The following is a 23,212-nucleotide window of genomic DNA, read 5'->3' as shown; positions in this document are numbered from 1 at the left end:
TAGGCTTCACTTCCAACACCTCACCTACCGTGCAAAATCCGTTTAAGCTCGTGTTACTAGCAAATCGGCTCATATCCTTGGAGGGAACCAGCTCATTTGTAATAATGAAACTGATAGCAAATATGGGCATTAATACGGTTTCCAAAATGTAGCAAATAAGATACAATAGATAAAATAGTTTTATCGTATTCTACATTTGGCAAACGTACTTCCTATATATGGACATCTATCATGAAAACATGGCTATAATATTTTCATGGGAAAAGCCGTATACATATAGTATATGGTTATCCATTTAAATAAAATTTATCGAAAGGGTGTGGCATCGTGAAAAACTTTTTAGATGGAAAATATGGTAGGTTTGTACTTCCTGCTGTTATTTTGCAGTCAGTATTAATGGGCGGCGGCTTTGCAACAGGACGAGAAATTGTCGAGTTTGGAGCGAAGTATGGAGCATTGGGTTGGCTTGGTGGTGTTGGAATCTTTATCGGTTTTACGATTATGGCTATTCTTATGTTTGAATTTGCCAGAAAATTTAAAGTTTTCGATTATCGTTTATTGCTCAAAGAATTAATTGGTCCACTGTGGTTTTTATTCGATATTGTTTATTTACTACTTGCGATCTTAATTATTGCAATTATGGCTTCGGCAACTGGAGAAATCTTAAACAGTACATTAGGGTTAAATTATTGGGTTGGTGTCGTCTTAATTATTGTAATAGTAGGAATTTTAAATTTTTATGGAAAAGGATTAATTGAGCGTTTTAAGACTTTAGGTACACTATCATTAATGCTAGGATATTTATTATTTGCAACAATTGTAATCGCTTCCACTTGGGAGAGTGCATTGGAAGTGTTGAGATCTGGTGACACGAGCTTTATGCCTGGAAAGGTATCCATTTTTGCCGTATTGTGGAGTGGAATTTTATATGTGGGGTATAATTTAGCTGTTTACCCTGCTGCATTATTTAGTATTAAACGCCAAATAAGTCGTAAAGATGCTGTTATTGCCGGAATTGTCGGTGGTGTGTTAATGACATTCCCATGGTTTTTAACTTATTTCAGTTTACTAGGTCATTATCCATCTGAAAATGTATTAGGAGCAACTGTGCCATGGCTAATGATGTTAGAAGGATTCCCGCTCATTGTTATCATCATTTTTGGAATTGTCGTTGGTTGGACACTTATCGAAACAGCATCGGGAATGATTCATGCTTTTGTAGATCGACTCGATTCACAAATGAAAGATATAGCAAATACCTCTTTAACTGATTTACAAAAAGGTGGAATTGCTGTCGGTACGTTAATTTTGGCTGTTATATTAGCACAAGTTGGAATTATCGATTTAATTGCTAAAGGATATACAGCGATGGCTTATGCAATGATTGCTGTATTTGCATTACCATTATTAACGATCGGAGTGTATAAAATATTTTTCCAAAAAGAAACGATTAAAAAAGACGATGCTAACATTGTCAATAAATAGACGGAGGCTACCATTATTTGGTAGCCTTCACTTCTGTTTCAAGTAACTTTTTTACGTCTTCTGATGTCTGAAGTTGTAATGCTTTTTCTGCTAACTTCCTCATCGCCTTTTGATCGAGTTGTTTTATTTGGCTTCGTGCTTGTAAAATAGAGGAAGCACTCATTGAAAATTCATCGAGACCAAGTCCAAGTAAAAGTGGAATTGCATTAGGATCACCAGCCATTTCTCCGCACATACCAGCCCATTTACCTTCCTTATGAGCCGCATCAATGACTAATTTTACGAGTCGTAAGATGGCTGGATGATATGGTTGGTATAAATAAGCGACCGATTCATTCATTCGATCGGCTGCAAATGTATATTGAATTAAATCATTTGTTCCAATACTGAAAAAATCTACTTCTTTTGCAAATTCATCAGCTAAAATTGCCGTAGATGGAATTTCAACCATAATACCTACTTCGATATTTTCAGAAACGGAAATGCCTTCATCTGTTAATTTTTCTTTTTCTTCTAATAAAATTGCTTTTGCTTTGCGAAATTCATCCAGTGTTGCAATCATTGGAAACATTATTTTTACATGACCAAATGTACTAGCCCGGAGTAATGCTCGGAGTTGTGTGCGAAAGACGTCTATCTTTTCAAATGCAAGTCTTATAGCGCGTAAACCTAAGAATGGATTCATTTCTTCCGGTAATTCTAAGTATGGCAATTGCTTGTCCCCACCAATATCGAGCGTGCGAACAATTACTGGTTTTTCATTCATTCCTTGTAAAACGACCTTGTATGCTTGAAATTGTTCTTCTTCTGTCGGTAGTGAAGTACTTTCCATGTAAAGAAATTCAGTGCGATAAAGGCCGATTCCTTCTGCTCCGTTGTTGATTGCACTTTCAACATCTTGAGGAGAACCGATATTTGCTGCTAATTCTACTTTGTGGTCATCATGGGAGATCGTTGGCTCATCTTTTAATAATGCCCATTCTGCTTGTTGGGCTTGGAATTTAGTCATTTTCTCTTTATATATTTCTTGAACTTCGTCGGTTGGATGAATAATGACTTCACCATTCATTCCATCGATAATCAGATTATCACCTTGTTGAATAGTGCTTGAAATAGTTTTCGTCCCAACAATTGCTGGTATCCCAAGCGATCTTGCCATAATGGCCGAGTGTGAAGTACGACCACCAATATCTGTTACGAATCCTTTGACAAATTGTTTATTAATTTGCGCAGTATCAGATGGAGTTAAGTCCACCGCTATCAAAATAGTTTCTTCAGCGATCAAACCGGGATTAGGTAAGGTTTCTCCGAGTAAATGGGCGAGAACACGCTTTGTTACATCTTTAATATCAGCAGCACGCTCACGCATATATTCATTTTCTAATTGTTCAAACATCTGAATATACGTATCTGTCGTTTCTCGTAATGCACTTTCAGCATTTACCTTTTCTTCGTTTATTTTATTTTCAATAGTGGAAATAAGCTCAGGGTCGTCTAACACTAATAAATGTGCATCAAATATGGCAGCATTTTCCTCCCCCTGCTCATTTGTAACTTTTTCCCGGATCTTCGCAAGTTCTTTTTTGGCGTTTTTAATTGCTTCATGAAATCTCTGAATTTCTTCATCACTGTTTTCTATCGTCGTTTTTTCAAATGATAAGTCTGGTTCAATAAGTTTATATGCTTTACCGAACGCATATCCGTTTGAAGCAGCAATTCCATGTAAGCTTACAGGCATTATTCAGCAATCCCTTCGTTCGTAAATAACGCTTCAATTCCTTTCATTGCCTCTTCTTCGTCATGTCCATCAATAATAATGGAGAAAGTCGCACCTTGAGCAATCCCTAAAGACATGACACCCATAATAGATTTTACGTTTACTTTCTTCTCGTTGTATTCAAGTTCTATATGTGATGAGTATCTGCTTGCCTCTTGCACCAATTGTGTTGCAGGTCTTGCATGTAAACCAACTTCTGCTGTAATCGTAAATTGTCTTGTAATCATTTTGTCTTATCCTTTCTTTATGTAATTGTATAAGTTAATACAAAAATATCGAAAATGTATTCAATTGTCCACTGAAAGAGGACGATAAAGAAATCAATATTATACTTTAAGATTAACATATGTTGCTCATTTATGTATAGCTTAACTACTTCTTTGGATACCGTTCAACAAGTTAGCAATTCTTATAAGTATATTGTTGACATAATTCGGTCTCAACTTACTCATAATAAAAAGAAACAGGAAATATAGGTGATTGAAATGAACTATCAAGCAGGTGAAATAGTGTATGTTATTATTCGAAATCCACATGCACAAGATGTTGCCCAAGTTCAACAGGCAGCAGTCGTTCAACATCCAGAGAATCCTAATGAATTAGCTTTGTTTTCCCATGAGAATTATTATCCATTTAGTGAAGAATTTGCTGTTTTTAAGTCCGAAGAAGAGGCTGAGCAAGCGTATGAAGATGCATTTGGCTCAACAGAAATAGAGGGCTATAATGGTTAAACCATTCATTCCCCAACTTGTTTATGTGGAGCCAAAAGCACTGGAGTATCCACTCGGAGAAAAGCTGATTCATAAATTTAGAAAAATGGATATAGAAATTCGTGAGACTACATCCCATAACCAAATTCGCAACTTGCCTGGGGAAAATCATTTTCAAAAATACCGTATTGCTAAATCAACCCTAGTTATAGGCATTCGAAAAACACTTACATTTGATACATCAAAACCGTCTGCAGAATATGCAATTCCACTTGCTACAGGGTGTATGGGACATTGTCATTATTGTTATTTACAAACAACAATGGGTTCAAAACCATATATTCGCACCTACGTAAATGTCGATGAAATTTTTGCATCCGCAGAACGGTATATGGAAGAACGAGCACCTGAAATTACTCGGTTTGAAGCTTCTTGTACATCTGATATCGTCGGTATCGATCATCTTACACATCATTTAAAAAAAGCAATTGAATTTTTTGGTGAATCTGAACATGGGAAATTACGTTTTGTGACAAAATTTGCTCATGTAGATCATCTTTTAGATGCCAAGCACAACGGAAAAACTCGCTTTCGTTTTAGTATAAATGACGAATATATCATAAAATTTTTTGAACCAGGTACTTCAAGGTTACATGAAAGAATTGATGCGGCTGTGAAAGTAGCAGAAGCAGGATTTCCGCTTGGATTTATTGTAGCCCCAATTTATCTACATGAAGGCTGGAAAGAAGGATACAAGGAAATGTTTGAAAAATTAGATGGGGTACTACCTAGTTTTGCAAGAAACGATTTAACATTTGAGATGATCCAGCACCGTTTTACCAAACCTGCGAAGCGAGTCATCCAAGAAAATTACCCAATGACAAAACTTGAACTCGATGAATCAAAACGAAAATGGAAATGGGGTAAATATGGCATCGGAAAATATGTTTATCATGATCAGGAGCAAGAAGATATTAAAGATACATTAGGTAATTATATTCATCATTATTTTCCAGAAGCAAAGATTGAATATTTTACGTAAACTTTATGCAGAAGTATAAATTTTTTATCCGTATTGTACAAATTTAGTTATCGCCATTAAAGGCTTAGTGATAAGCAAGGTAAAGAAAAATTATACCTTACCTTTCCTTGCTTAATTACTGTGGTAGTTCATCCGATTATTATCGCTATACAAATAGAAAAAAATCCATGTGTATTCTTGATTGATAGAGGTTTGGTACGGAATAGAACAATTTAAGCATCGTATTTTGAATTAATTAGTCATAGCACTGAATCCGTATTTTGCGCCGAATAAATCTCGTTCGCTCTGATCTAGGAATCCGCAAGAAGAGACCCGTAGTGCCTTCCACCGGGTGTGAACTCTTTAGATATCCGCAAGAAAAGACTCGCAGTGGTTCCATCGGGTATGAACTTACTAGAACTCCGCAAGAAGAGACCCGTAGCGCCTTCCACCGGGTGCGAACTTTCTAGAACTCCGCAAGAAGATACCCGTAGTGCCTTCCACCGGGTGCGAACTTTCTAGAAATTCGCAAGAAGAGACCCGCAGTGCCTTCCATCGGGTGCGAAATTTCTAGAAATTCGCAAGAAGAGACCCGTAGCGCCTTCCACCGGGTGCGAACTCTTTAGAAATCCGCAAGAAGAGCCCCGTAGCGCCTTCCACCGGGTGAACTTTCTAGAACTCCGCAAGAAGAAACCCGTAGCGCCTTCCACCAGGTGCGAACTTTCTAGAACTCCGCAAGAAGAGACCCGTAGCGCCTTTCACCGGGTGCGAACTTTCTAGAACTCCGCAAGAAGATACCCGTAGCGCCTTCCACCGGGTATGAACTCTTTAGAACTCCGCAAGAAGATACCCATAGTGCCTTCCACCGGGTGCGAACTTTCTAGAACTTCGCAAGAAGATACCCGTAGTGCCTTCCACCGGGTGCGAACTTTTTAGAAATCAGCAAGAAAAGACCCGTAGTGCCTTCCACCGGGTATGAACTTCTTTAGATATCCGCAAGAAAAGACTCGCAGTGGTTTCATCGGGTGTGAACTATCCCGAATCAACCTCATGCACGCTGAATCACCCTTTAGTTGCGCAGTACCACACATTCACAAACAAGTTTGTTGTATGATAAGTGTTTGGTTATTAAGTGGGAATATATTAAGGAAGCGAAAAGCTAATTTTCGTATTGACAATTTAATGCTTTCTCTGTATTATAGTAAATAATTCATATAAAACAAAGTTGTTAAGTATGAAATAGAATGAATACAGAGGAGATGCAACATGAAAGCTTCAAGACTTTTAATTATATTAACGATCTTTACGATTTTTTTAGCGGCATGCGGTAATAAAGCATCTAGTGATGCTGATGAAGAAAAAACGACGATAAAAGTGGGAACGTCACCAGGACCGTATAGTGAACTATTTATTGATGCAATTAAGCCAATTTTAGAGGATGAAGGATATACGATTGAGACGGTTGACTTTACTGAATTAATTCAAGCAGATATAGCACTTGATGAGGGATCGATTGATTTAAATGTTGACCAACATACTGCATACTATAAAAACTTTAATAGTGAAAAAGGAGCAAGTTTAACGAAAATTACTCCGATTCCTACCGTTCCGACAGGGATTTTCCCGGGTAGAAAAGAGTCGCTTGATGATATTGAAGAAGGAGATGTGATCGGGATTCCGAAAGATCCATCCAATGCGGCTAGAGCATATGCTATTTTACAAAAAGCAGGACTAATTACATTAGAGGAAGATATTGAGTTAGTAAAAGTGACGCAAAATGATATTGTTGAAAACAAATTTAATTTAGACATACAAGAAATGGATTCCGCACAAATTCCAAGAGCATTGAATGATCTTGATTATGGTGTGATCCCTGGAAGTATCGTTTATTCATCAGGGCTTGATGCATCGACTAGTCTACTGCATGAAGATATTTTAAAAGATTTGGAACTAGTTGCTGTTGTTGATGAAAAAAACAAAGAAACCAAATGGGCGCAAGCTGTAAAAGCTGCCTATGAATCAGATGAATTTAAAGCATATATGGAAGAGCATAATCAAGATGATTATTGGTTTATTCCAGAAGAAATTAGATAAGAAAATCCGTCCATCATCAGGACGGATTTTTTGCATGTAAAAAGCTTAATTTTCCCGTCGTACTTTAGCGGCTAGCCAGTTTCCAACAGATTGAATAACTTGCACAAAAATGATTAATACAACGACAGTAACGAGCATAATAAAGGAATCGAAACGCTCATACCCATAACTGATTGCTAAATCACCTATACCGCCTCCACCTACAGCTCCAGCCATTGCTGTGGCACTAAGTAAACTAATGGTAGCAGTAGTTAAGCTTAAAATAAGAGATCCCATTGCTTCAGGAACGAGAAAGTACCAAATCGTCTGCATTGGCGTAGCACCCATCGATTCAGCTGCTTCAATAATCCCATCATCGACTTCTAAGATCGAGTTTTCAACAAGTCTTGCAATAAATGGTGATACATAAATAATTAACGGAACGATAGCTGCCGCTGTTCCGATTGATGTTTGCACAATGAGACGTGTAAATGGAATAATCGCAACTAATAAAATAATAAAAGGTAAGGATCTAACCATATTGATCACTGGATTGACCATTTTGAAAAAAACACTATTTTCGATAATTCCTCCCGGCCTCGTAATGACAAGTAAAATTCCGAGCGGGATGCCGATGATCGACCCAACAAGTAAAGAAAATCCTACCATATAAAAAGTATCCACCATCGCTTGAAGGAATTGATCAACTGTAACTGTTGTCTGAAACATTAGTAAGCCAACTCCTTCACATATATTTCTTTGGTAGATAAAAAGGATACAGCCTGATTTACAGTAGCTGAAGCTCCAATTAATTGAATGACCATATGGCCGATCGTATTCGTTTTAATTTCGTTCATCGTCGCATAAATTAAGTTAACAGTGACACCGAAATTGCGAATCATATCATTAATTAACTCATTTGATTCATCATTAAAATCAATTTTAAATAGTCTACTTCCAGGAATCACGTTTATCTTTTTACGAATATTTTCTGGAATTTCATCTTGTAAAACTGTTCGAACAAAATTTTTCGTGGAAGAATGTTTTGGATTTCCAAACACTTCTAGCACATTGCCTTCCTCAATAATTTCACCTTTTTCCATGACAGCGACACGATTACAAATCTTTTGAATAATACTCATTTCGTGCGTAATAATCATGATTGTAATATTGTATGCTTGATTAATTTTTTGCAACAATTGTAAGATCGAATCGGTCGTTTGTGGATCTAGTGCAGATGTAGCCTCATCACATAATAAAATAGATGGATTGGAAGCAAGTGCACGTGCAATCCCGATTCGTTGTTTTTGCCCTCCAGATAATTCATTTGGATAATTAGTTGCCTTCTCTTCCAATCCGACAAATTGTAATAATTCCATCACACGTTCTTTGATCACTTTTTTATCTGTTTTAGCTAAGATAAGTGGAATGGCAACATTATGAAAAATTGTCTTCGAGTTTAATAGATTAAAATGTTGGAAAATCATCCCGATGTTTTTCCGAGTTTTTCTAAGTTCCTGCATTGTGTAGTCACTTACATCATTGCCATCGATCAAAACCGTTCCAGATGTCGGCTTTTCTAAATAGTTTACCATCCGGATTAATGTACTTTTTCCTGCACCACTAAACCCAATGACACCAAAAATATCTCCTTTATTGATTTGCAAACTAACATTGTTTAACGCTATTGTTTCTGTTCCATTCCGTTTATATGTTTTGGAAACATGTTCTAGTTGAATCAACTTATTTCCTCCTGACAAACTTTCACCTATAAAATTAATAATTCATATAAATTTACTATACATTGGAGATGAAAAGATTGCAAGAGGAAAAAAGCACGTACATCTTGACTCATTAAAGTGAATCTGTGCCAATTTGTTTACCCATTTCGTGTAAAATTTGTTCGAGAGGATAAACAACGCCATGATCATCTTTATACATAATATGTTTTGCCTCAAATTGAACAGGGGATTCAAGACCAGCGGCAGCAGAAATTCGAAACAATCCCCGGCGTAGCGTAATTAAATAATTAGCGACCCGGTGTTTTTTTTCTTCAATGACAAGTGCTTTTTGTAAGTTAGGATCAGTTGTGGCCACACCAACAGGGCAAATGTTTGCATGACATTTCAATGTTTGGATACAACCGACAGAGATCATAAAGCCACGTGCTATATTGATAAGATCTGCCCCCATTGCGAGTGCAATAGCAATCCGGTCAGGAGTAAACAGCTTGGCGGATGCAATAATCTTTACTCGTTCTCGCACCCCGTATTTTTTTAACGTTAAATCAAGTATAGGAAGGGCGGATCTAATCGGAAGTCCAACACTATCAATTAGCTCTTGATAAGAAGCCCCTGTCCCACCTTCTCCACCATCAACTGAAATAAAGTCAGGTCCTTGCCCAGTTTCTTTCATGTACTTAGCGAGTGGTGCGATACTATCCGTGCCACCGACGACAATTTTAATGCCGACAGGCTTTCCGGTCACTTCACGAATTTGATCGATGTATTCAAACATGGTCGGAATAGAATCGAATTGATGAAACCGGTTTGGACTGTCGATTGATCGATATGGTTCAACCCTACGAATTTCTGCAATTTCAGGGTTTACTTTTTCGGCATCAATATGGCCACCTCGCGTTTTGGCACCTTGGGCAAGTTTTATTTCAAAAGCTTTAATTTGAGAGATTTCACCTTTCCGTTTTAGTTCTTCTCTGTCTAGTTCACCGTCTTTATTACGGACACCAAACATGGCTGGTCCAATTTGCATAATGATGTCGACATTTCCTTCAAGGTGATATGGCGCTAGACCACCTTCCCCAGTATTCATCCATGTCCCTTGTGCTAGCCCTAACCCTTTCGATAAAGCAGTTATCGCATTTTTGCCTAGAGCACCATAACTCATCGCCGACATCCCGATCAGTCCTTTCGTTACAAAAGGGTGTGTCGTATTTGGACCGATTACAACAGCATCTTCATCTGTTAAAAGATAAGCGAACGATTTATCATCTTGCAACACTTCTTTTCGTTGTGTAAATAGTGGATCACGTAGTAATAAATATTTTTTTGTTAACACAATGACATCTTCATCAACATTTAGTTCCTCTATTAATTTTGGAAACATCTCATTGCGAACATAATATCCTTCTTCTTCATAATCACGTTTCGAACCAAAACCGATGACATCTCGTTTATACTTTGCACTTCGGACAATATGTTCATAGTCGTCTCGTGAAAAAGGCTTTCCCTCTGTGTCATTATTAAACCAATATTGCCTTAATTCAGGTCCGATTTTTTCTAAAAAATAACGCACCCTGCCGAGTACAGGGTAGTTTCGTAGAATGGAATGCATTTTTTGTCTTTGATCAAATAAAACTAAATAAAGGAGTAAAAAAGTAAATGCTAAGAATAGGAAGATGAAAAGAATAACTGCAATAATGATGAGCATACTAGCGATTAACTCCATATAGTTCCTCCTCCCATGTATATTCCTATAAATTAATATATTCGAATGTGGATAAATTATACGGAAGATATGTAAGGAACGGTGGGGAAGATTCGTTTATCTTCGCGGCGTTACCAGATCTCCCACCTCTATAGGCAGGGGAGTAAGTGCCGCTAGCAAACACACTGACTGACGAACTAGGAGCGAAGTAAGAAGTGATGTTGCGCATTTATGCAAATAAATCCTCCTTTATTTTCCAAACTCGGAAATAAGTACGACTAAGGTTCGGTGGAGAAATGAAGCAAACGAACGACGTGACGTCTTGGGAATGGGACTGCAGTTACTCGTCCCGTCGACAATCATTGTCGCAATGTTTACCCTAGCGAGTCCTGTGTGTCGAAACTTCATACTGAACCAAGTCTTTTTATAAGAAAAAAGCCGAGGGGAATTTACCTCGACTTTTAATCTAACCATTCATTTATCGTATCTTCATTTTCTTCTACCCACTGTTTTGCACCTTCGATCGGATCGTCAGCATCTGCAACATAGCTCATCAATGCCCCGATTTGATCATCGTCCATCTTCCAATTTTTTAACCAACGATCGACTTCAGGAAAATCTTCTGCAAACCCATGACGTGTAGCATGGTGAATTTTTTCTACTCCACCATATACTTCTTTCGGATCTTCCAAGTACTTTAAATCGACTTCTGAAAATATCCGATGTGGACTCCAGAGAGGAGCAACGATCGGGTCTCCTTGATCAATTGCTTCCTTAATTTCTGTCACCATTGCCGGTTCTGAGCTAGGAAGTAATTCGTAATGTAAGTCATACGCAGCAATTAAGTCTTCCGTTACCTCCATTGTTCCTGCCCCTGGGTCAAACCCGACAATGACGCTTTCAAATAATGCTTGATAATCATTTAAATCTTCAATGCTATTTACTTCTTCCACATAGCTTGGAACAACTAAGCCTACTTTTGCATTATCGTACCATGTTTCATCTGAAAAATGAATCTCCTCTTTGTATTGTTCTAAGTAATTAGCATCTTGAACTGGTAACCATACTTCTAAGCCAACATCGAGTTCATTGTTTGCAAGTGCTGCCATTGTGGTACCTATATCAAGGACATTAAAGTTAACTTCATATCCTTTGTCCTCTAAGATAACTTTCCACATATTTGACACAGCTATGTTTTCGGCCCAATTTATTTGCCCCATTTCAATTACTCTTACATCCGTATCTTTTGTTTCATCTTCCTTTTTACCGCCACACGCAGAAATGAGGACGGAAAAACTTAATACTATTATCATCAAATATTTAAATCTCATAAAATCCTCCATAGAAATTTAGTTGGTTTCTGGTGGATCTTTCGGTAAAAATTCGTATATTTCACCACTTCGGATACTTTTCACTAATCGCTTTAGCCAACGATAATACTTTTTGGAATCTTCGAGTAAACGTGCTTTTTTTTCTGCATCTTCACGAATAATGGAAGAAACAGATGAATCCTTGATTACTTCATTTAACAGGATTTGTGCTTGTCTAATTGCAGCCATATTCGTATTTGCTTCTCGATCCCACATTTGGCAAAAATACGAGATAAATGAATGAAAAAAATCCTTTTCGGCAATATAATTATGTTTTCTTGATCCACGCTGAAACACTTTCTTTACCATTTCGATTTCTTGTAATTTTCTAACTCCTGTACTCATACTTGGTTTACTCATCCCAAGTTCATCACGCATCTCATCTAATGTCATTTCCTCTTTAAAATACATCGTTGCATATAGTTGACCCGTTGAAGGAGTAACACCGTAGAGATCCATTGTTTCTGAAATCGCATTGATCACGATGTTTTCCGCTTCTTCAATGGTTTCCAACGCTTGATCATTTTGAGAAAGGTTCATTTGTACACCTCTATTGTTCATTAGTTAAATTAAATTTTTTCTTAACATTTTTAATCTTATCGTATATTAAAGATATGTCAAATGAATAAAGAAGATTTTTTGTAGTTTTGACAACTATTTTCCTTTATGTTATGTTAATAACGTTCAGAATGTTAAATTTTTTCTTAACAAATTAAATGAAGTGGGGGAGGTTCATTTGGACATCAAAAAACAATTTATTGATGGCAAATGGGTTTATTCGAATGCAAAAAATAGTAGGGAAATTATTAATCCCTTTAATCAAAAGAGCATTGCACAAGTGACTGAAAGTAATGAAACAGATGCCAAAACAGCCGTGGCAGCAGCAAGAAAAGCATTTGATTACGGAGATTGGGCATATATGTCATCATTAGAGCGAGGAAAAATTGTTAGAAAAATTGCCGAGCTTATCGAACGTGATAAAGAAGAACTTGCGACACTTGAAACATTAAATACAGGAAAAACATTAGAAGAAAGCCGTTGGGATATGGATGATATTGCATGTGTATTTCATTATTATGCAGACCTTGCTCAGCAAAAATGTGAGGAAATAATTGACTCACAAGTCCCAAACTCTGTTAGTAAAGTCGTATATGAACCGGTTGGTGTTTGTGCTCAAATTACTCCATGGAATTACCCACTCTTACAAGCTTCATGGAAATTAGCACCGGCACTTGTCGCTGGAAACACTCTTGTCATGAAGCCAAGTGAAATTACACCACTGACAACGATAAAAGTGTTTGAATTAATGGAGGAAGCGGGTGTACCAAAAGGAGTAGTAAATCTTGTACTCGGCCCTGGTCATACAGTTGGTGCTGAATTATCAGTTCATACGGATGTCGATCTCGTTTCATTTACAGGTGGATTAGAAACGGGAAAGAAAATCATGCAAGCAGCAAGTAGTAATGTTAAAAAAGTTGCTTTAGAGCTTGGTGGGAAAAATCCGAATATTATTTTTGCTGATGCAGACTTTAATACCGCTGTTGATCAAGCGATGAACGCTGTTTTTTTTCATGCAGGGCAAATTTGTTCAGCTGGCACGAGAATCATTGTTGAAGAAAGTATTCATGATACATTTATCGATGCACTAGTTAGGCGAGTGAAAAATATAAGATTGGGAAATGGTTTTGAAGAATCAACAGAAATGGGGCCACTTATTTCAAAAGAACATCTACAAAAAGTAATTTCATATGTTAAAGATGGTATTGAAGAGGGCGCTACTGTTGCTATTGGTGGAAGGCAACCTGAATCAGAAGAATTAAAAGCAGGCTTCTTTTACTTACCGACAGTTTTAACGGACTGTACAACTAATATGTCCGTTGTCCAAAATGAAGGGTTTGGTCCAGTCATTACGGTAGAAAAGTTTTCGACAGAAGAAGAAGCAATTATTTTAGCAAATGATTCTCCATATGGGCTTTCAGGTGGAGTTTGGACACAAGATCTAGCAAAAGCGGAGCGTTGTGTAGCAAAAATGCGTATGGGAACTGTTTGGATTAATGATTTTAATATCTACTTCCCACAAGCGCCATGGGGTGGTTTTAAGCAGTCTGGATTTGGACGTGAATTAGGTAAAACAGGACTTCAAGAATATCAAGAGCAAAAACATGTTTTCCATAATTTACAGCCGGAAGCTATGAATTGGTTTGGAACAGAAGATAGATAGAAATGTTTTATGGGAGGAATAACAATGGGATTAAAGATGAAAGTGGAGCATATGTGTACATTTCAACAGTTTGAAGTACCAACAGCAATTAAGCATGGGATTGGTGCAGTGAAATATGTTGGGGAAGAAGTAAAGAATTTAGGTGTCACAAAGGTATTATTAGTGACAGATCCAGGAATATATGAAGCGGGTGTTACAAAGCCAGTAGAAAATGCATTAAAAGAAGCTGGTATCGATATCGTTTTGTTTAACAAAGTAGAACCCAACCCACCAGTACGATCTGTGGCAGCAGGCTCAGCACTGTATAAGGATACAAATTGTGATGGACTCATTGCAGTTGGTGGTGGGAGTTCAATGGATACGGCAAAGGGAATTGGGGTTGAAATTGCCCACAATGGATCTGTCTTAGAATATGAAGCGGCAGAAGGAAAGAAACCACTTGAAAATAGAATTCCTCCTTTAACGACGATTCCAACAACAGCAGGTACTGGATCGGAAGTAACACAGTGGGCCGTTATTACAGATGAAGAACGCGAGTATAAATTTAATACAGGTGGACCACTTATCGCTGCTCATTTAACGATTATTGATCCAGAACTTCATAAGTCAATGCCACCTCATGTAACAGCAATGACTGGTATCGATGCGTTAGCACATGCGATAGAATGTTACACGATGCATTACGCACAGCCTGTAACAGATGCGGTTGCTCTACTTGCAATTGAATATGTCGCAAAATACATTCGCCGTGCTTACGCAGATGGAGGAGATTTAGAAGCTCGTTATGGCATGGCACAAGCAGCGATGCTCGCAGGATTATCTTATGGTAGTGAATCGGCTGGCGCAGCACATGCAATGTCGCAAACATTGGGAGGCATCATTCCAGTTGCTCACGGTCAATGTGTTGCAGCAATGATGGGACCGGTAATGGAGTACAATTGGAAAGGACATCCAGCAAAATTTGCTCGTATCGCACAAGCGCTCGGAGTTAACACCTTTAATATGTCGACAGAAGAAGCAGCAAAAGCGGCGGTAAATGAAGTATATGAGCTTGTGTCAGACTTAAATATTCCTAGTTTAGAAGAGCAAGGAGTTTCGAAAGATCTGATTGAAAGATTATCGGAAGAAGCGTTAAAAGACCCACAAACAATCGGCAATCCAAGAGATTTAACATTGAAAGATTATGAGTGGATTTATAAAAGATGTTTTAATCTAGTACCAAAAACGATCTAATTTATGTCAGGGAGATTCTATATGGATCTCTCTTTTTTATTTGTTGAAGGCAATCATTACAGCTACAATAAATATAAAGTAACGTCAAAAAGGGGTGGTCTTATGTTGAAAAATGAACTTACAACATTGTTGAAGATAGAATACCCAATTATTCAAGCGCCGATGGCTGGTGGGGTAACGACGACAGAACTAGTTGTTGCATCCTCTAAACATGGTGGACTTGGAATGGTTGGAGCTGGGTATATGAGTGGAGATCAATTGAAGAGTCAGTTGAAGGAAATCCAAAAAAAGACGAAAAGTTTTGGAGTAAATCTTTTTGTGCCAAATGAGTTTCTTGTAAACAAGACTGAAGTAAACGATGCGAAAGAAATATTACACCTTTTTCATGAATCATTACTAATCAAAGAAGAAACGACAACCCTACCAACGACAGAAACAATGGCAAACAATTTTCGTGAACAAATCCAAGTCATTATAGAAGCACGAGTACCAGTTTGCTCCTTTACATTTGGAGTGCCGAAAGAATCAATGATAAAAAAATTAAAACAAAACGGAATTATTATTATTGGCACAGCGACAACGGTGGACGAGGCAATTGAAATAGAGCGGCTCGGAATGGATATAGTTGTCGTTCAGGGAAGTGAAGCAGGCGGTCATCGTGGAAATTTCATCAACGAGACAGAAGAAAGCATGATCGGTTTAATGTCACTAATTCCGCAGGTGGTCGATCATGTAACAATTCCTGTTATTGCTGCAGGAGGGATCATGGATGGGCGTGGGCTCGTTGCTGCTTTCGCCCTAGGTGCAAAGGCTGTTCAAATGGGTACAGCGTTTTTAACGACAAAGGAAAGTGGAGCACATAATGTACATAAAGAGGAAATCTTACAAAGAAAAGAAGATGAAACGATCCTCACTCGCTCTTTTTCTGGAAAATATGCACGCGGAATTAAAAATGAATTTATCCAGCGAATGAAAGAACATGAAGATTCTTTTCCGCAATTTCCCATCCAAAATACATTAACACAATTGATTCGTAAAGCTGCCAGTAAAGAGAACGATAAGGAATGTATGTCACTTTGGTCTGGTCAAAGTCCAAGAATCGCTAAAAAACAAACAGTTCAACAATTAATGGAACATACGATAACTGAAGCGGAAAATGTACTGAATAAACTAGACGTTAGGTTGTAGCACGATCAATTTTGCTTTTTTACTATTAGCTCATTTCATCAATCTTATCATTAATAGTCCACGTATTTTATGGTACTCTTATAAGAGAAAGGGAATATGAAATGAATTTTTTTTAGCCAAATAGCGCTTTTGCTAGAAGGGTTCTTTATATCCAGTTATTGATTAAAGGAGATTTTTGCAAATGATTGTAGAACGTTTAAAAGAAAAGCTCGGTGCTGAAAAAGTAAGTATATCCGAAGCGGAACGATATCGACACAGTCATGATGAGTCTGCACATGAAGCAGTACAACCTGATGTCATTTGTTTTCCCGAGACGAGAAAAGATGTAGAAACCATTATGGCTATTGCTCGTGAACTCCATATACCTGTTACACCTTTTGGAGTTGGATCGGGGCTAGAAGGGCAAGTTATCCCATTAAAGAAAGGAATTTCAATTAATTTTGAGCGTATGAATCGAGTAATCGATTTTTCTCCAGAAGATATGACGATAACTGTCGAGCCGGGTATCACTCGGATTCAGTTAAATGAACAGATTAATAAACATGGATTGCATTTCCCGATCGATCCCGGTGCAGATGCAACGATTGGTGGAATGGTAGCTACGAATGCAAGTGGGACGACTGCCGTTCGCTATGGATCCATGCGTGATAATATTTTAGATTTGGAAATTGTATTGGCTGATGGAAGAGTCATTCATACTGGAACTAGAGCAAAAAAGTCATCATCAGGATATCACTTAACAGGCCTTTTTACAGGGTCGGAAGGAACACTTGGAATTTTCACTGAAATTACTTTAAAATTGCATGGAATACCTGAACATATTATTGCAACAAGATGTACATTTCCAACATTGGAAGAATGTGCAAAAGGAGCTTATCTTATATTAGCGAGCGATATTCCGGTGATGCGAATGGAGCTTGTCGACGCTTCAAGCATCAAGCAAGTAAATGCTTATGGAAATTATTCATTTCCTGTTAAGCATTCGTTGTTTTTTGAATTTGCGGGGGCAACATCTGCTGCAAAAGCACAAGCTGAACTTGCGAAAGAATTAATGGAAGATGCAGGTTGTGATCATTGGAGTGTAGCGACAAATACAAAAGAAAGAAACGAAATATGGAAAGCACGTCATGAAATGGCCTATGCATTTAGGCATCAAAAAGGAAAACGATTTTACGGAACAGACATTTGTGTACCAATTTCAAAACTGCCTGATTTAGTTCATTATGCTAGAGAATTAATCGAGGAAACAGGTTTACATGGTGGAATTTTAGGTCATGTTGGTGATGGGAATTTCCATACATTGTCTTTATTTGACGCCAATAATGAAGAAGAGAGAAAAAAAGCGGAACGGATGAATGATAAACTCGTTTTAAAAGCAATTGATGTTGGTGGAACATGTACGGGTGAGCATGGTGTTGGAATTGGCAAAATGAAATATCAGCAAGCTGAACATGGAGTAGCAGTTGATGTGATGAAAAGCTTTAAGCAATTATTAGACCCAGATTATTTATTAAACCCCGGAAAGATCTTTGAATCATAAATGCAGAGCATGAAAAAAGTTTAGTGAGCCGGTTCACTAAACTTTTTTCAATAATAGACAATTTTTTTCCGGTTTAATGCCGCCATTAACTTCCGTTCGTATTTCTGGTGAAAAAGGTTCTTTTGTAATTTATCATGATTGAATTTTCCAATGAGATTACGAATTTCCCGATCATGAATAATAAACTGTCTATATTTTTCATTCCTTAATATGTTTTGAAACCACTTATTTTTCTTCAATACTTTCATATTTTCACAAATTTCGTCTTCTGAAATATTCGTTCGATATGGTAAAATCATATTAAATAATATATCGAGTAATAGTGATAACATGCCCTCACCTTCCTAAAGAAATTTTACCATAAATGATGCCATATTCTATTTATTTTATTTTTATTTTAGATTTTATTCGTATCGATTATTTAGCTTGCATCTGAGTAAACTCCTCATTCCGCGGGTATACTCGTGTACAGGATTTTACCAATGTAGATGACGTCACAAAAGCATTTAGTTGGACAAGAGAATGAGACGTCCCAGAACGTGGCGGTTGTATCGACCCTCGAGCTCCGTAAAGCCACTGAAAAAGCTTAAATTAAAATATGAAGCGATCAGTGCATTTACTAAAGTTTTTTATTAAACAATAAGTAATATATATTTTACATAATTCAATATATATGTTACATTAATAAGTGGAAGGGGTTCATAGGAGTGAAAAATAAAGTTAAACTTGCCAGGGTGGAAGCGAACTTAACGCAGGCAGAGCTAGCAATGAGGACTGGAGTTACCCGGCAAACGATTAGCCTGATCGAAAAGGGTAAATATAACCCATCATTAAAGTTATGTTTACAAATATGCTACACGGTAAACAAAACGTTAGATGAACTATTTTGGGTAGATAAGAAAGAATAAATCCTTTCTTACTACATAAGCGCAACATCATCTCTGATATCGCCCAACGGCTTTCCAATCGGTGTTTTTTCTTTCGTCATAAACTAGCTACCCGCTATAACAAGTCGTACGCTGGCTAAGAACACCACGTCGTGTGGCAACGCCCGGGACTGCGATTACTCGTCCCAACGTAAAGATTTGCACTAGCACGTCCTATGCGTCGTAAGTGCAACATCACCTTTGTCATCGCCCAACGGCTCGTCAGTCAGTGTGTTTTCTTAAGCGAATGCCAAGTTTTCTAAGATTAAAAGGAGTGAATGATTTGTTAAAAAAAATAAAAGATGAACGATTAATGATAAAAAACCTCAAAATTATTCGAGTTGCATTTTTGGTTCAAACAATAGGAATTTCGATTATTTTAGTCAAGGATTTCATCGATGGGAAAGCTGTTTTTGGATCACCATTATTTTTTGTACTCATTGTAACGGTACTCGTATTAAATGTGATGAGTATGCCCATATCTCTTGAGTATTTCGAGCCAAAGAAAAAATCAGTTCTAAATTCTTATCCTAAAATATTATTTATCTCAGCCTTAATCGGCGTTGGGATGACATTTTTGTATTTGTTTTTATCACCTGATCGGTCTGTGATGGAAGCGATCATTGCTGGGGGCATCTTATCCGTTTGTTTTTTGTTCTCGTTTTCCATTTTATATTTTATTCAAAAAAAACGTAAACAAGATTTGGATGAATAGGCAAGCGCTTAGTAGTTTATTTATAGTATCTTAAGATGATGGCGTTTTATTTTCCATCTTTATCGAGAGAGCTTAAGTTACGTACCGATGATAAAAAGTATGTACTCCATCCAAGCATCCCACCACCAATTGCAAGAATACAACCAATTAGAACAAACTTTGCAGAATAGTAGTAGACACCAGATAAGTAGACGCCGATAGTAAACATGATTAATCCTATGATAAAAAGTATTGTACCTGTCGATTTCACGGTTTTTATATCTTCCCTATATGTTAATGGTATTCTTGTTTCATATTATCATATAGATAGATGATTTCATTTATTTTATCATTATTTTACTATCATTAACGACAAAAAGAAGGTTTCCAAAGAACCTTCTTTTCATCAAACTCATTATTTACTTTTCGCGATCATACCATCAATATATTTAATAATTTCTTCTTTATTCCCAGCTATTTTTGCTTCGCGTGCATCATCTGAAGCCAATTTTTCTTTTGCTCCTTGTAGTACTTCTTCCGCTTTTTCTCTTGGAATTACGACCACTCCATCAACATCCCCGACAATAATATCGCCAGGATTTACAGATGCACCACCACATGAAATTGGGACATTCGTTTCTCCTGGTCCTGTTTTCCCACCTGAAGATACCGTTGTCCCTTTTGAAAACACAGGGAAATTTAACTTTTTTATATCAATAATGTCACGTATAACTCCATCAACAACTAGTCCGCCGAGCTCCAATGTTTGCATCATCCCGACGACAAAGTCTCCAGCAATTGCCCTATATGTATCACCTTTTACATCGACAACAAGAATGTCACCAGGTTTTGCCTCTTTTAAAGATTGTAAAAGTTTTAAATTGTCCCCAACTGGAAGCTTGACCGTGTAGGCAGCACCGGCGATTTTATATGCTTCTTTAAGCGGCTTTATGGCAGGATCTACATTGTTCATTCCTTTGAGTACATCAGAAATCGCAGTAGTTGGTATTTCTTCAAATTGTTCTATAACAGAATTCATTTTACATGCTCCTTTACGTAATTGAGTTTGCATTTATTATAATTTGATAAGGGCCATAAATGCAATTATTTTAATTCCTTTGTTATAATACAGTTTTGTTTCGAGTATTACTAATAAAATATGGTAAAATTAAGTAGATTAATATAAGAGGTGATCATATGTTATTTAAAAATAAGGACATCACTCTTCGGCATTTGCAAGAAAAAGATAAGGAATTGCTTGTAAAGTGGCTTACAAATCCTTTCGTTCTTCAATACTACGAGGGGAGAGATAATCCTCATCATTTGGATCAAGTGGAGGGAAAATTTTATCGAAGAAAAGATGAGGCTACAAGATGCATTGTTGAGTACAAAGGAGTTGCTATAGGGTATGCTCAATACTATAAAGTAAACCCTGAGACTAGTCATATTACTGATTACTTTGAAAAAGAAAATGTATATGGAATGGATCAATTTATTGGTGAAACAAATCATTGGAACAAAGGGATTGGGACGAAATTAGTAAAATCCATGATCACATTTTTAATGACGGAAAAGCATGCAAATGCAATTATAATGGATCCTCAAATGACAAATGATCGTGCAATAAGATGTTATGAAAAATGCGGATTTAAAAAAATACGAATTTTACCGAAGCATGAGTTTCATGAAGGTATATACCGCGACTGCTGGTTAATGGAATTTACAGTTAGAAAGGACGGGTAGCGAGAACATGAATGAAGAAGTCAATAAAGCAATCGAGTTACGGGAAAAAGGAGAGCTAAAGGAAGCGAATACATTGTTGGTAAAACTAGTACAAGAGTTTCCAGATGATGCATATATTCATTTTCAATGTGCATGGAGTTTTGATGTACTCGGGGAAGAAATAAAAGCCGTTCCTTACTATGAAGCTGCAATCAATTTAGGATTGTCTAATAAAGATGTAGAAAAGGCTATTATCGGATTGGGAAGTACATACAGAACGATTGGCGAATATAAAAAATCGCAAGAAACTTTTTTGAAAGGAATGAAATTGTTTCCAGAAAACAAAGTAATTCAAGTATTTTACTCTATGACGCTGTACAACTTAAAAGAACATCAAAAAGCGATGGAATTATTGCTATCATGTTTAATGGAAACGACATCAGATGATGAAATTTTAAGTTATCAAAAGGCAATTAATTTTTATAAGGACAATTTAAATGAAGTATGGAGATAATGGATTTTTGAAGGTTAAACTGTATAGAATGTGGAATTAAGTATGTATCAGGTAGATGTTTGTTATTGTTATACAGGTTTCCGTTCATGTGAATTTAAAATGATGCTTGAAATGGGGGAGAAAAATGGCTATCGATTTTCATGATAAGAAAAATCGCTTTACTTATACAAATCGTTTTGCGGATGAGTCATGGATGAATACAATACAGAGTCTTATACCGATAGAAAAAATCCATCATGCAGTTGATGTAGGTTGTGGTGGAGGGATTTATTCTAAAGCACTTTTAGAGATGGGGGTAGATTTTGTCACAGGAGTTGATTTTTCAAAAGAAAGTCTTCAAGGAGCAAAAGAAAATTGTAAACAAATTCCCAATATATCTTTTAGTTATGGAAGTGCTTTACATACAGGATTACAAGGTGAACAGTTTAATTTAGTCTTAGAAAGAGCGTTAATACATCACTTGACTGATTTACAAGCTTGCTTTAGGGAAGCTTTGAGATTGTTAAAGGAAAACGGATATTTTATCATACAAGATCGTACTCCGGAAGATTGTATGTTGCAAGGTAATGAAACACACATTAGAGGATATTTCTTTGAGCTTTTTCCAAGATTACAAGAGATAGAAACACAACGAAGGCATTCAAGTAAGTCTGTTATCAACAACCTTAAGTGTGTTGGATTTAAAGATATAAAGGAATATACATTGTGGGAAACGAGAAAAGTTTATGATAAGAAAAAACAATTATTAAAAGAATTAAGTGAAAGAACGGGAAGAAGCATTTTACACGAATTAAACAATAAGGAACTACAATTATTGCAAAGGTATATCGATACGTCTATTAAATCAGACAATAATATAGTTGAACAAGATAGATGGACTATTTGGACAGCTGTAAAAAAGTAGATGATAAAACGAAGAAACATTACGATTGTTTTGTTGAAATTTTTGGGGCTAGGCATTGATAAATAGAACGATGATTAATCGCGGATTAATTGAATCATCAGCTGAACCGATGGAGTGAATTTCAACTATAATTCGTGATACTTTCGTTTTTTAATTTTAGGTAAAAGAAAATTTACTATCGTATTACAAAGAGATGAGGAATTATTTAGATATTGGAAAAAACACATTTGGAACAGATGATTAAAATTAGTGAGATTGTATAGATGGCTAGGGGGTGTCAACAGCTGAATTATTAAAGTCGTTTAAGGAAAAGGATGTTGAATAATAGCAAGGTGGAAAATCATTTATACAAGAAGAGCTATATTGTAAAGGACATGAGAGTAGCCTGTC

The 23,212-nt window shown here is 36.8% G+C and carries 23 protein-coding genes; 13 read left to right on the top strand and 10 right to left on the bottom strand.

Going from position 1 to position 23,212, the window contains the following annotated elements; genetic code table 11:
* Positions 1–327: 327 nt before the first annotated feature.
* Positions 328–1,485, top strand: coding sequence for a YkvI family membrane protein (locus DFR56_RS18890; RefSeq protein ID WP_211320656.1), 1,158 nt, complete (start codon positions 328–330; stop codon positions 1,483–1,485).
* Positions 1,486–1,498: 13 nt separating this feature from the next.
* Here DFR56_RS18890 and ptsP read toward each other — a convergent pair whose 3' ends face one another.
* On the bottom strand, positions 1,499–3,223 hold the full coding sequence (ptsP, locus tag DFR56_RS18885) for a phosphoenolpyruvate--protein phosphotransferase (protein WP_110397012.1): 1,725 nt from the start codon (positions 3,221–3,223) through the stop codon (positions 1,499–1,501).
* Positions 3,223–3,489 (bottom strand): phosphocarrier protein HPr, encoded by a 267-nt coding sequence (locus DFR56_RS18880; RefSeq protein WP_110397011.1) that lies wholly within the window; start codon positions 3,487–3,489, stop codon positions 3,223–3,225. The genes ptsP and DFR56_RS18880 overlap by 1 nt, the downstream gene beginning before the upstream one ends.
* Before the next feature lie 258 nt (positions 3,490–3,747).
* Here DFR56_RS18880 and DFR56_RS18875 point away from each other — a divergent pair, with 258 nt between their 5' ends.
* The 3 genes from DFR56_RS18875 to DFR56_RS18865 all read left to right on the top strand — a co-directional run bounded on the left by DFR56_RS18875 (position 3,748) and on the right by DFR56_RS18865 (position 7,087).
* Positions 3,748–3,993 (top strand): transcriptional regulator SplA domain-containing protein, encoded by a 246-nt coding sequence (locus tag DFR56_RS18875; RefSeq protein WP_110397010.1) that lies wholly within the window; start codon positions 3,748–3,750, stop codon positions 3,991–3,993.
* Entirely contained in the window at positions 3,986–5,014 is a 1,029-nt protein-coding gene (splB, locus tag DFR56_RS18870; RefSeq protein WP_110397009.1) for a spore photoproduct lyase, read from the top strand. The genes DFR56_RS18875 and splB overlap by 8 nt, the downstream gene beginning before the upstream one ends.
* Positions 5,015–6,259: 1,245 nt before the next feature.
* Positions 6,260–7,087, top strand: a complete 828-nt coding sequence (locus tag DFR56_RS18865; protein WP_110397008.1) for a MetQ/NlpA family ABC transporter substrate-binding protein — start codon at positions 6,260–6,262, stop codon at positions 7,085–7,087.
* Between the two features lie 45 nt (positions 7,088–7,132).
* Here DFR56_RS18865 and DFR56_RS18860 read toward each other — a convergent pair whose 3' ends face one another.
* The 5 genes from DFR56_RS18860 to cudC all read right to left on the bottom strand — a co-directional run bounded on the left by DFR56_RS18860 (position 7,133) and on the right by cudC (position 12,420).
* Complete coding sequence (locus DFR56_RS18860) at positions 7,133–7,795, bottom strand: methionine ABC transporter permease (protein ID WP_110397007.1); 663 nt, start codon at positions 7,793–7,795, stop codon at positions 7,133–7,135.
* Positions 7,795–8,808, bottom strand: coding sequence for a methionine ABC transporter ATP-binding protein (locus DFR56_RS18855; RefSeq protein ID WP_110397006.1), 1,014 nt, complete (start codon positions 8,806–8,808; stop codon positions 7,795–7,797). Before DFR56_RS18855 ends, DFR56_RS18860 begins: the two co-directional genes overlap by 1 nt.
* 112 nt (positions 8,809–8,920) lie before the next feature.
* Positions 8,921–10,531 (bottom strand): FMN-binding glutamate synthase family protein, encoded by a 1,611-nt coding sequence (locus DFR56_RS18850; RefSeq protein ID WP_110397005.1) that lies wholly within the window; start codon positions 10,529–10,531, stop codon positions 8,921–8,923.
* Between the two features lie 440 nt (positions 10,532–10,971).
* A complete protein-coding gene (locus DFR56_RS18845; protein ID WP_242694600.1) occupies positions 10,972–11,841 on the bottom strand; it encodes a glycine betaine ABC transporter substrate-binding protein in 870 nt (289 codons plus the stop codon).
* An 18-nt stretch (positions 11,842–11,859) separates the two neighbouring features.
* A complete protein-coding gene (gene cudC / locus DFR56_RS18840; RefSeq protein WP_110397003.1) occupies positions 11,860–12,420 on the bottom strand; it encodes a choline uptake/conversion transcriptional regulator CudC in 561 nt (186 codons plus the stop codon).
* Positions 12,421–12,616: 196 nt separating this feature from the next.
* Here cudC and betB point away from each other — a divergent pair, with 196 nt between their 5' ends.
* The 4 genes from betB to DFR56_RS18820 all read left to right on the top strand — a co-directional run bounded on the left by betB (position 12,617) and on the right by DFR56_RS18820 (position 18,062).
* Positions 12,617–14,101: a betaine-aldehyde dehydrogenase gene (gene betB / locus DFR56_RS18835; protein WP_110397002.1), complete on the top strand. Its 1,485-nt coding sequence runs from the start codon at positions 12,617–12,619 to the stop codon at positions 14,099–14,101.
* Positions 14,102–14,125: 24 nt separating this feature from the next.
* Complete coding sequence (locus DFR56_RS18830; RefSeq protein WP_110397001.1) at positions 14,126–15,334, top strand: choline dehydrogenase; 1,209 nt, start codon at positions 14,126–14,128, stop codon at positions 15,332–15,334.
* Between the two features lie 102 nt (positions 15,335–15,436).
* A complete protein-coding gene (locus DFR56_RS18825; RefSeq protein WP_110397000.1) occupies positions 15,437–16,522 on the top strand; it encodes an NAD(P)H-dependent flavin oxidoreductase in 1,086 nt (361 codons plus the stop codon).
* Between the two features lie 181 nt (positions 16,523–16,703).
* Positions 16,704–18,062 carry an FAD-binding oxidoreductase gene (locus DFR56_RS18820; protein WP_110396999.1) on the top strand — a complete coding sequence of 453 codons (1,359 nt, stop codon included), beginning with the start codon at positions 16,704–16,706 and terminating at the stop codon, positions 18,060–18,062.
* Between the two features lie 47 nt (positions 18,063–18,109).
* Here DFR56_RS18820 and DFR56_RS18815 read toward each other — a convergent pair whose 3' ends face one another.
* On the bottom strand, positions 18,110–18,394 hold the full coding sequence (locus DFR56_RS18815) for a hypothetical protein (protein ID WP_110396998.1): 285 nt from the start codon (positions 18,392–18,394) through the stop codon (positions 18,110–18,112).
* 375 nt (positions 18,395–18,769) lie between these two features.
* On the opposite strand from DFR56_RS18815, the gene DFR56_RS18810 reads away from it, so the two are divergent.
* Together DFR56_RS18810 and DFR56_RS18805 are read left to right on the top strand one after the other, a co-directional pair.
* The gene (locus DFR56_RS18810) at positions 18,770–18,970 is read left to right on the top strand and encodes a helix-turn-helix transcriptional regulator (RefSeq protein ID WP_110396997.1); all 201 of its coding nucleotides are present in this window, start codon (positions 18,770–18,772) and stop codon (positions 18,968–18,970) included.
* 301 nt (positions 18,971–19,271) lie between these two features.
* On the top strand, positions 19,272–19,703 hold the full coding sequence (locus DFR56_RS18805; protein WP_110396996.1) for a branched-chain amino acid ABC transporter substrate-binding protein: 432 nt from the start codon (positions 19,272–19,274) through the stop codon (positions 19,701–19,703).
* A 46-nt stretch (positions 19,704–19,749) separates the two neighbouring features.
* On the opposite strand, the gene DFR56_RS18800 is transcribed toward DFR56_RS18805, so the two are convergent.
* Together DFR56_RS18800 and DFR56_RS18795 are read right to left on the bottom strand one after the other, a co-directional pair.
* Positions 19,750–19,953, bottom strand: a complete 204-nt coding sequence (locus DFR56_RS18800; protein WP_110396995.1) for a hypothetical protein — start codon at positions 19,951–19,953, stop codon at positions 19,750–19,752.
* 144 nt (positions 19,954–20,097) lie between these two features.
* On the bottom strand, positions 20,098–20,721 hold the full coding sequence (locus tag DFR56_RS18795) for an RraA family protein (protein ID WP_110396994.1): 624 nt from the start codon (positions 20,719–20,721) through the stop codon (positions 20,098–20,100).
* 158 nt (positions 20,722–20,879) lie between these two features.
* Here DFR56_RS18795 and DFR56_RS18790 point away from each other — a divergent pair, with 158 nt between their 5' ends.
* From DFR56_RS18790 to DFR56_RS18780, 3 genes are all read left to right on the top strand, one after another.
* Positions 20,880–21,425 (top strand): GNAT family N-acetyltransferase, encoded by a 546-nt coding sequence (locus tag DFR56_RS18790; RefSeq protein ID WP_110396993.1) that lies wholly within the window; start codon positions 20,880–20,882, stop codon positions 21,423–21,425.
* Positions 21,426–21,432: 7 nt separating this feature from the next.
* Entirely contained in the window at positions 21,433–21,918 is a 486-nt protein-coding gene (locus DFR56_RS18785; protein WP_110396992.1) for a tetratricopeptide repeat protein, read from the top strand.
* A 124-nt stretch (positions 21,919–22,042) separates the two neighbouring features.
* The gene (locus tag DFR56_RS18780; protein ID WP_110396991.1) at positions 22,043–22,822 is read left to right on the top strand and encodes a class I SAM-dependent methyltransferase; all 780 of its coding nucleotides are present in this window, start codon (positions 22,043–22,045) and stop codon (positions 22,820–22,822) included.
* The last annotated feature ends 390 nt before the right edge of the window (positions 22,823–23,212 follow it).

The organism is Pseudogracilibacillus auburnensis, assembly GCF_003201975.1.
In the GTDB taxonomy this organism is placed as follows: domain Bacteria; phylum Bacillota; class Bacilli; order Bacillales; family Amphibacillaceae; genus Pseudogracilibacillus; species Pseudogracilibacillus auburnensis.
Note: the sequence above shows the minus strand (reverse complement) of the source record. Positions and strands in the feature narration are given on the sequence as shown.

What these genes read in the sequence shown, in the direction of transcription:
- DFR56_RS18795 (WP_110396994.1), bottom strand. Translation starts at nt 20,721, where the DNA reads ATGAATTCTGTTATAGAACAATTTGAAGAAATACCAACTACTGCGATT.
- DFR56_RS18790 (WP_110396993.1), top strand. Translation starts at nt 20,880, where the DNA reads ATGTTATTTAAAAATAAGGACATCACTCTTCGGCATTTGCAAGAAAAA.
- DFR56_RS18860 (WP_110397007.1), bottom strand. Translation starts at nt 7,795, where the DNA reads ATGTTTCAGACAACAGTTACAGTTGATCAATTCCTTCAAGCGATGGTG.
- DFR56_RS18785 (WP_110396992.1), top strand. Translation starts at nt 21,433, where the DNA reads ATGAATGAAGAAGTCAATAAAGCAATCGAGTTACGGGAAAAAGGAGAG.
- DFR56_RS18875 (WP_110397010.1), top strand. Translation starts at nt 3,748, where the DNA reads ATGAACTATCAAGCAGGTGAAATAGTGTATGTTATTATTCGAAATCCA.
- DFR56_RS18820 (WP_110396999.1), top strand. Translation starts at nt 16,704, where the DNA reads ATGATTGTAGAACGTTTAAAAGAAAAGCTCGGTGCTGAAAAAGTAAGT.
- DFR56_RS18815 (WP_110396998.1), bottom strand. Translation starts at nt 18,394, where the DNA reads ATGTTATCACTATTACTCGATATATTATTTAATATGATTTTACCATAT.
- splB (WP_110397009.1), top strand. Translation starts at nt 3,986, where the DNA reads ATGGTTAAACCATTCATTCCCCAACTTGTTTATGTGGAGCCAAAAGCA.
- cudC (WP_110397003.1), bottom strand. Translation starts at nt 12,420, where the DNA reads ATGAACCTTTCTCAAAATGATCAAGCGTTGGAAACCATTGAAGAAGCG.
- DFR56_RS18825 (WP_110397000.1), top strand. Translation starts at nt 15,437, where the DNA reads ATGTTGAAAAATGAACTTACAACATTGTTGAAGATAGAATACCCAATT.
- DFR56_RS18865 (WP_110397008.1), top strand. Translation starts at nt 6,260, where the DNA reads ATGAAAGCTTCAAGACTTTTAATTATATTAACGATCTTTACGATTTTT.
- DFR56_RS18845 (WP_242694600.1), bottom strand. Translation starts at nt 11,841, where the DNA reads ATGAGATTTAAATATTTGATGATAATAGTATTAAGTTTTTCCGTCCTC.
- ptsP (WP_110397012.1), bottom strand. Translation starts at nt 3,223, where the DNA reads ATGCCTGTAAGCTTACATGGAATTGCTGCTTCAAACGGATATGCGTTC.
- DFR56_RS18880 (WP_110397011.1), bottom strand. Translation starts at nt 3,489, where the DNA reads ATGATTACAAGACAATTTACGATTACAGCAGAAGTTGGTTTACATGCA.
- DFR56_RS18830 (WP_110397001.1), top strand. Translation starts at nt 14,126, where the DNA reads ATGGGATTAAAGATGAAAGTGGAGCATATGTGTACATTTCAACAGTTT.
- DFR56_RS18780 (WP_110396991.1), top strand. Translation starts at nt 22,043, where the DNA reads ATGGCTATCGATTTTCATGATAAGAAAAATCGCTTTACTTATACAAAT.
- DFR56_RS18850 (WP_110397005.1), bottom strand. Translation starts at nt 10,531, where the DNA reads ATGGAGTTAATCGCTAGTATGCTCATCATTATTGCAGTTATTCTTTTC.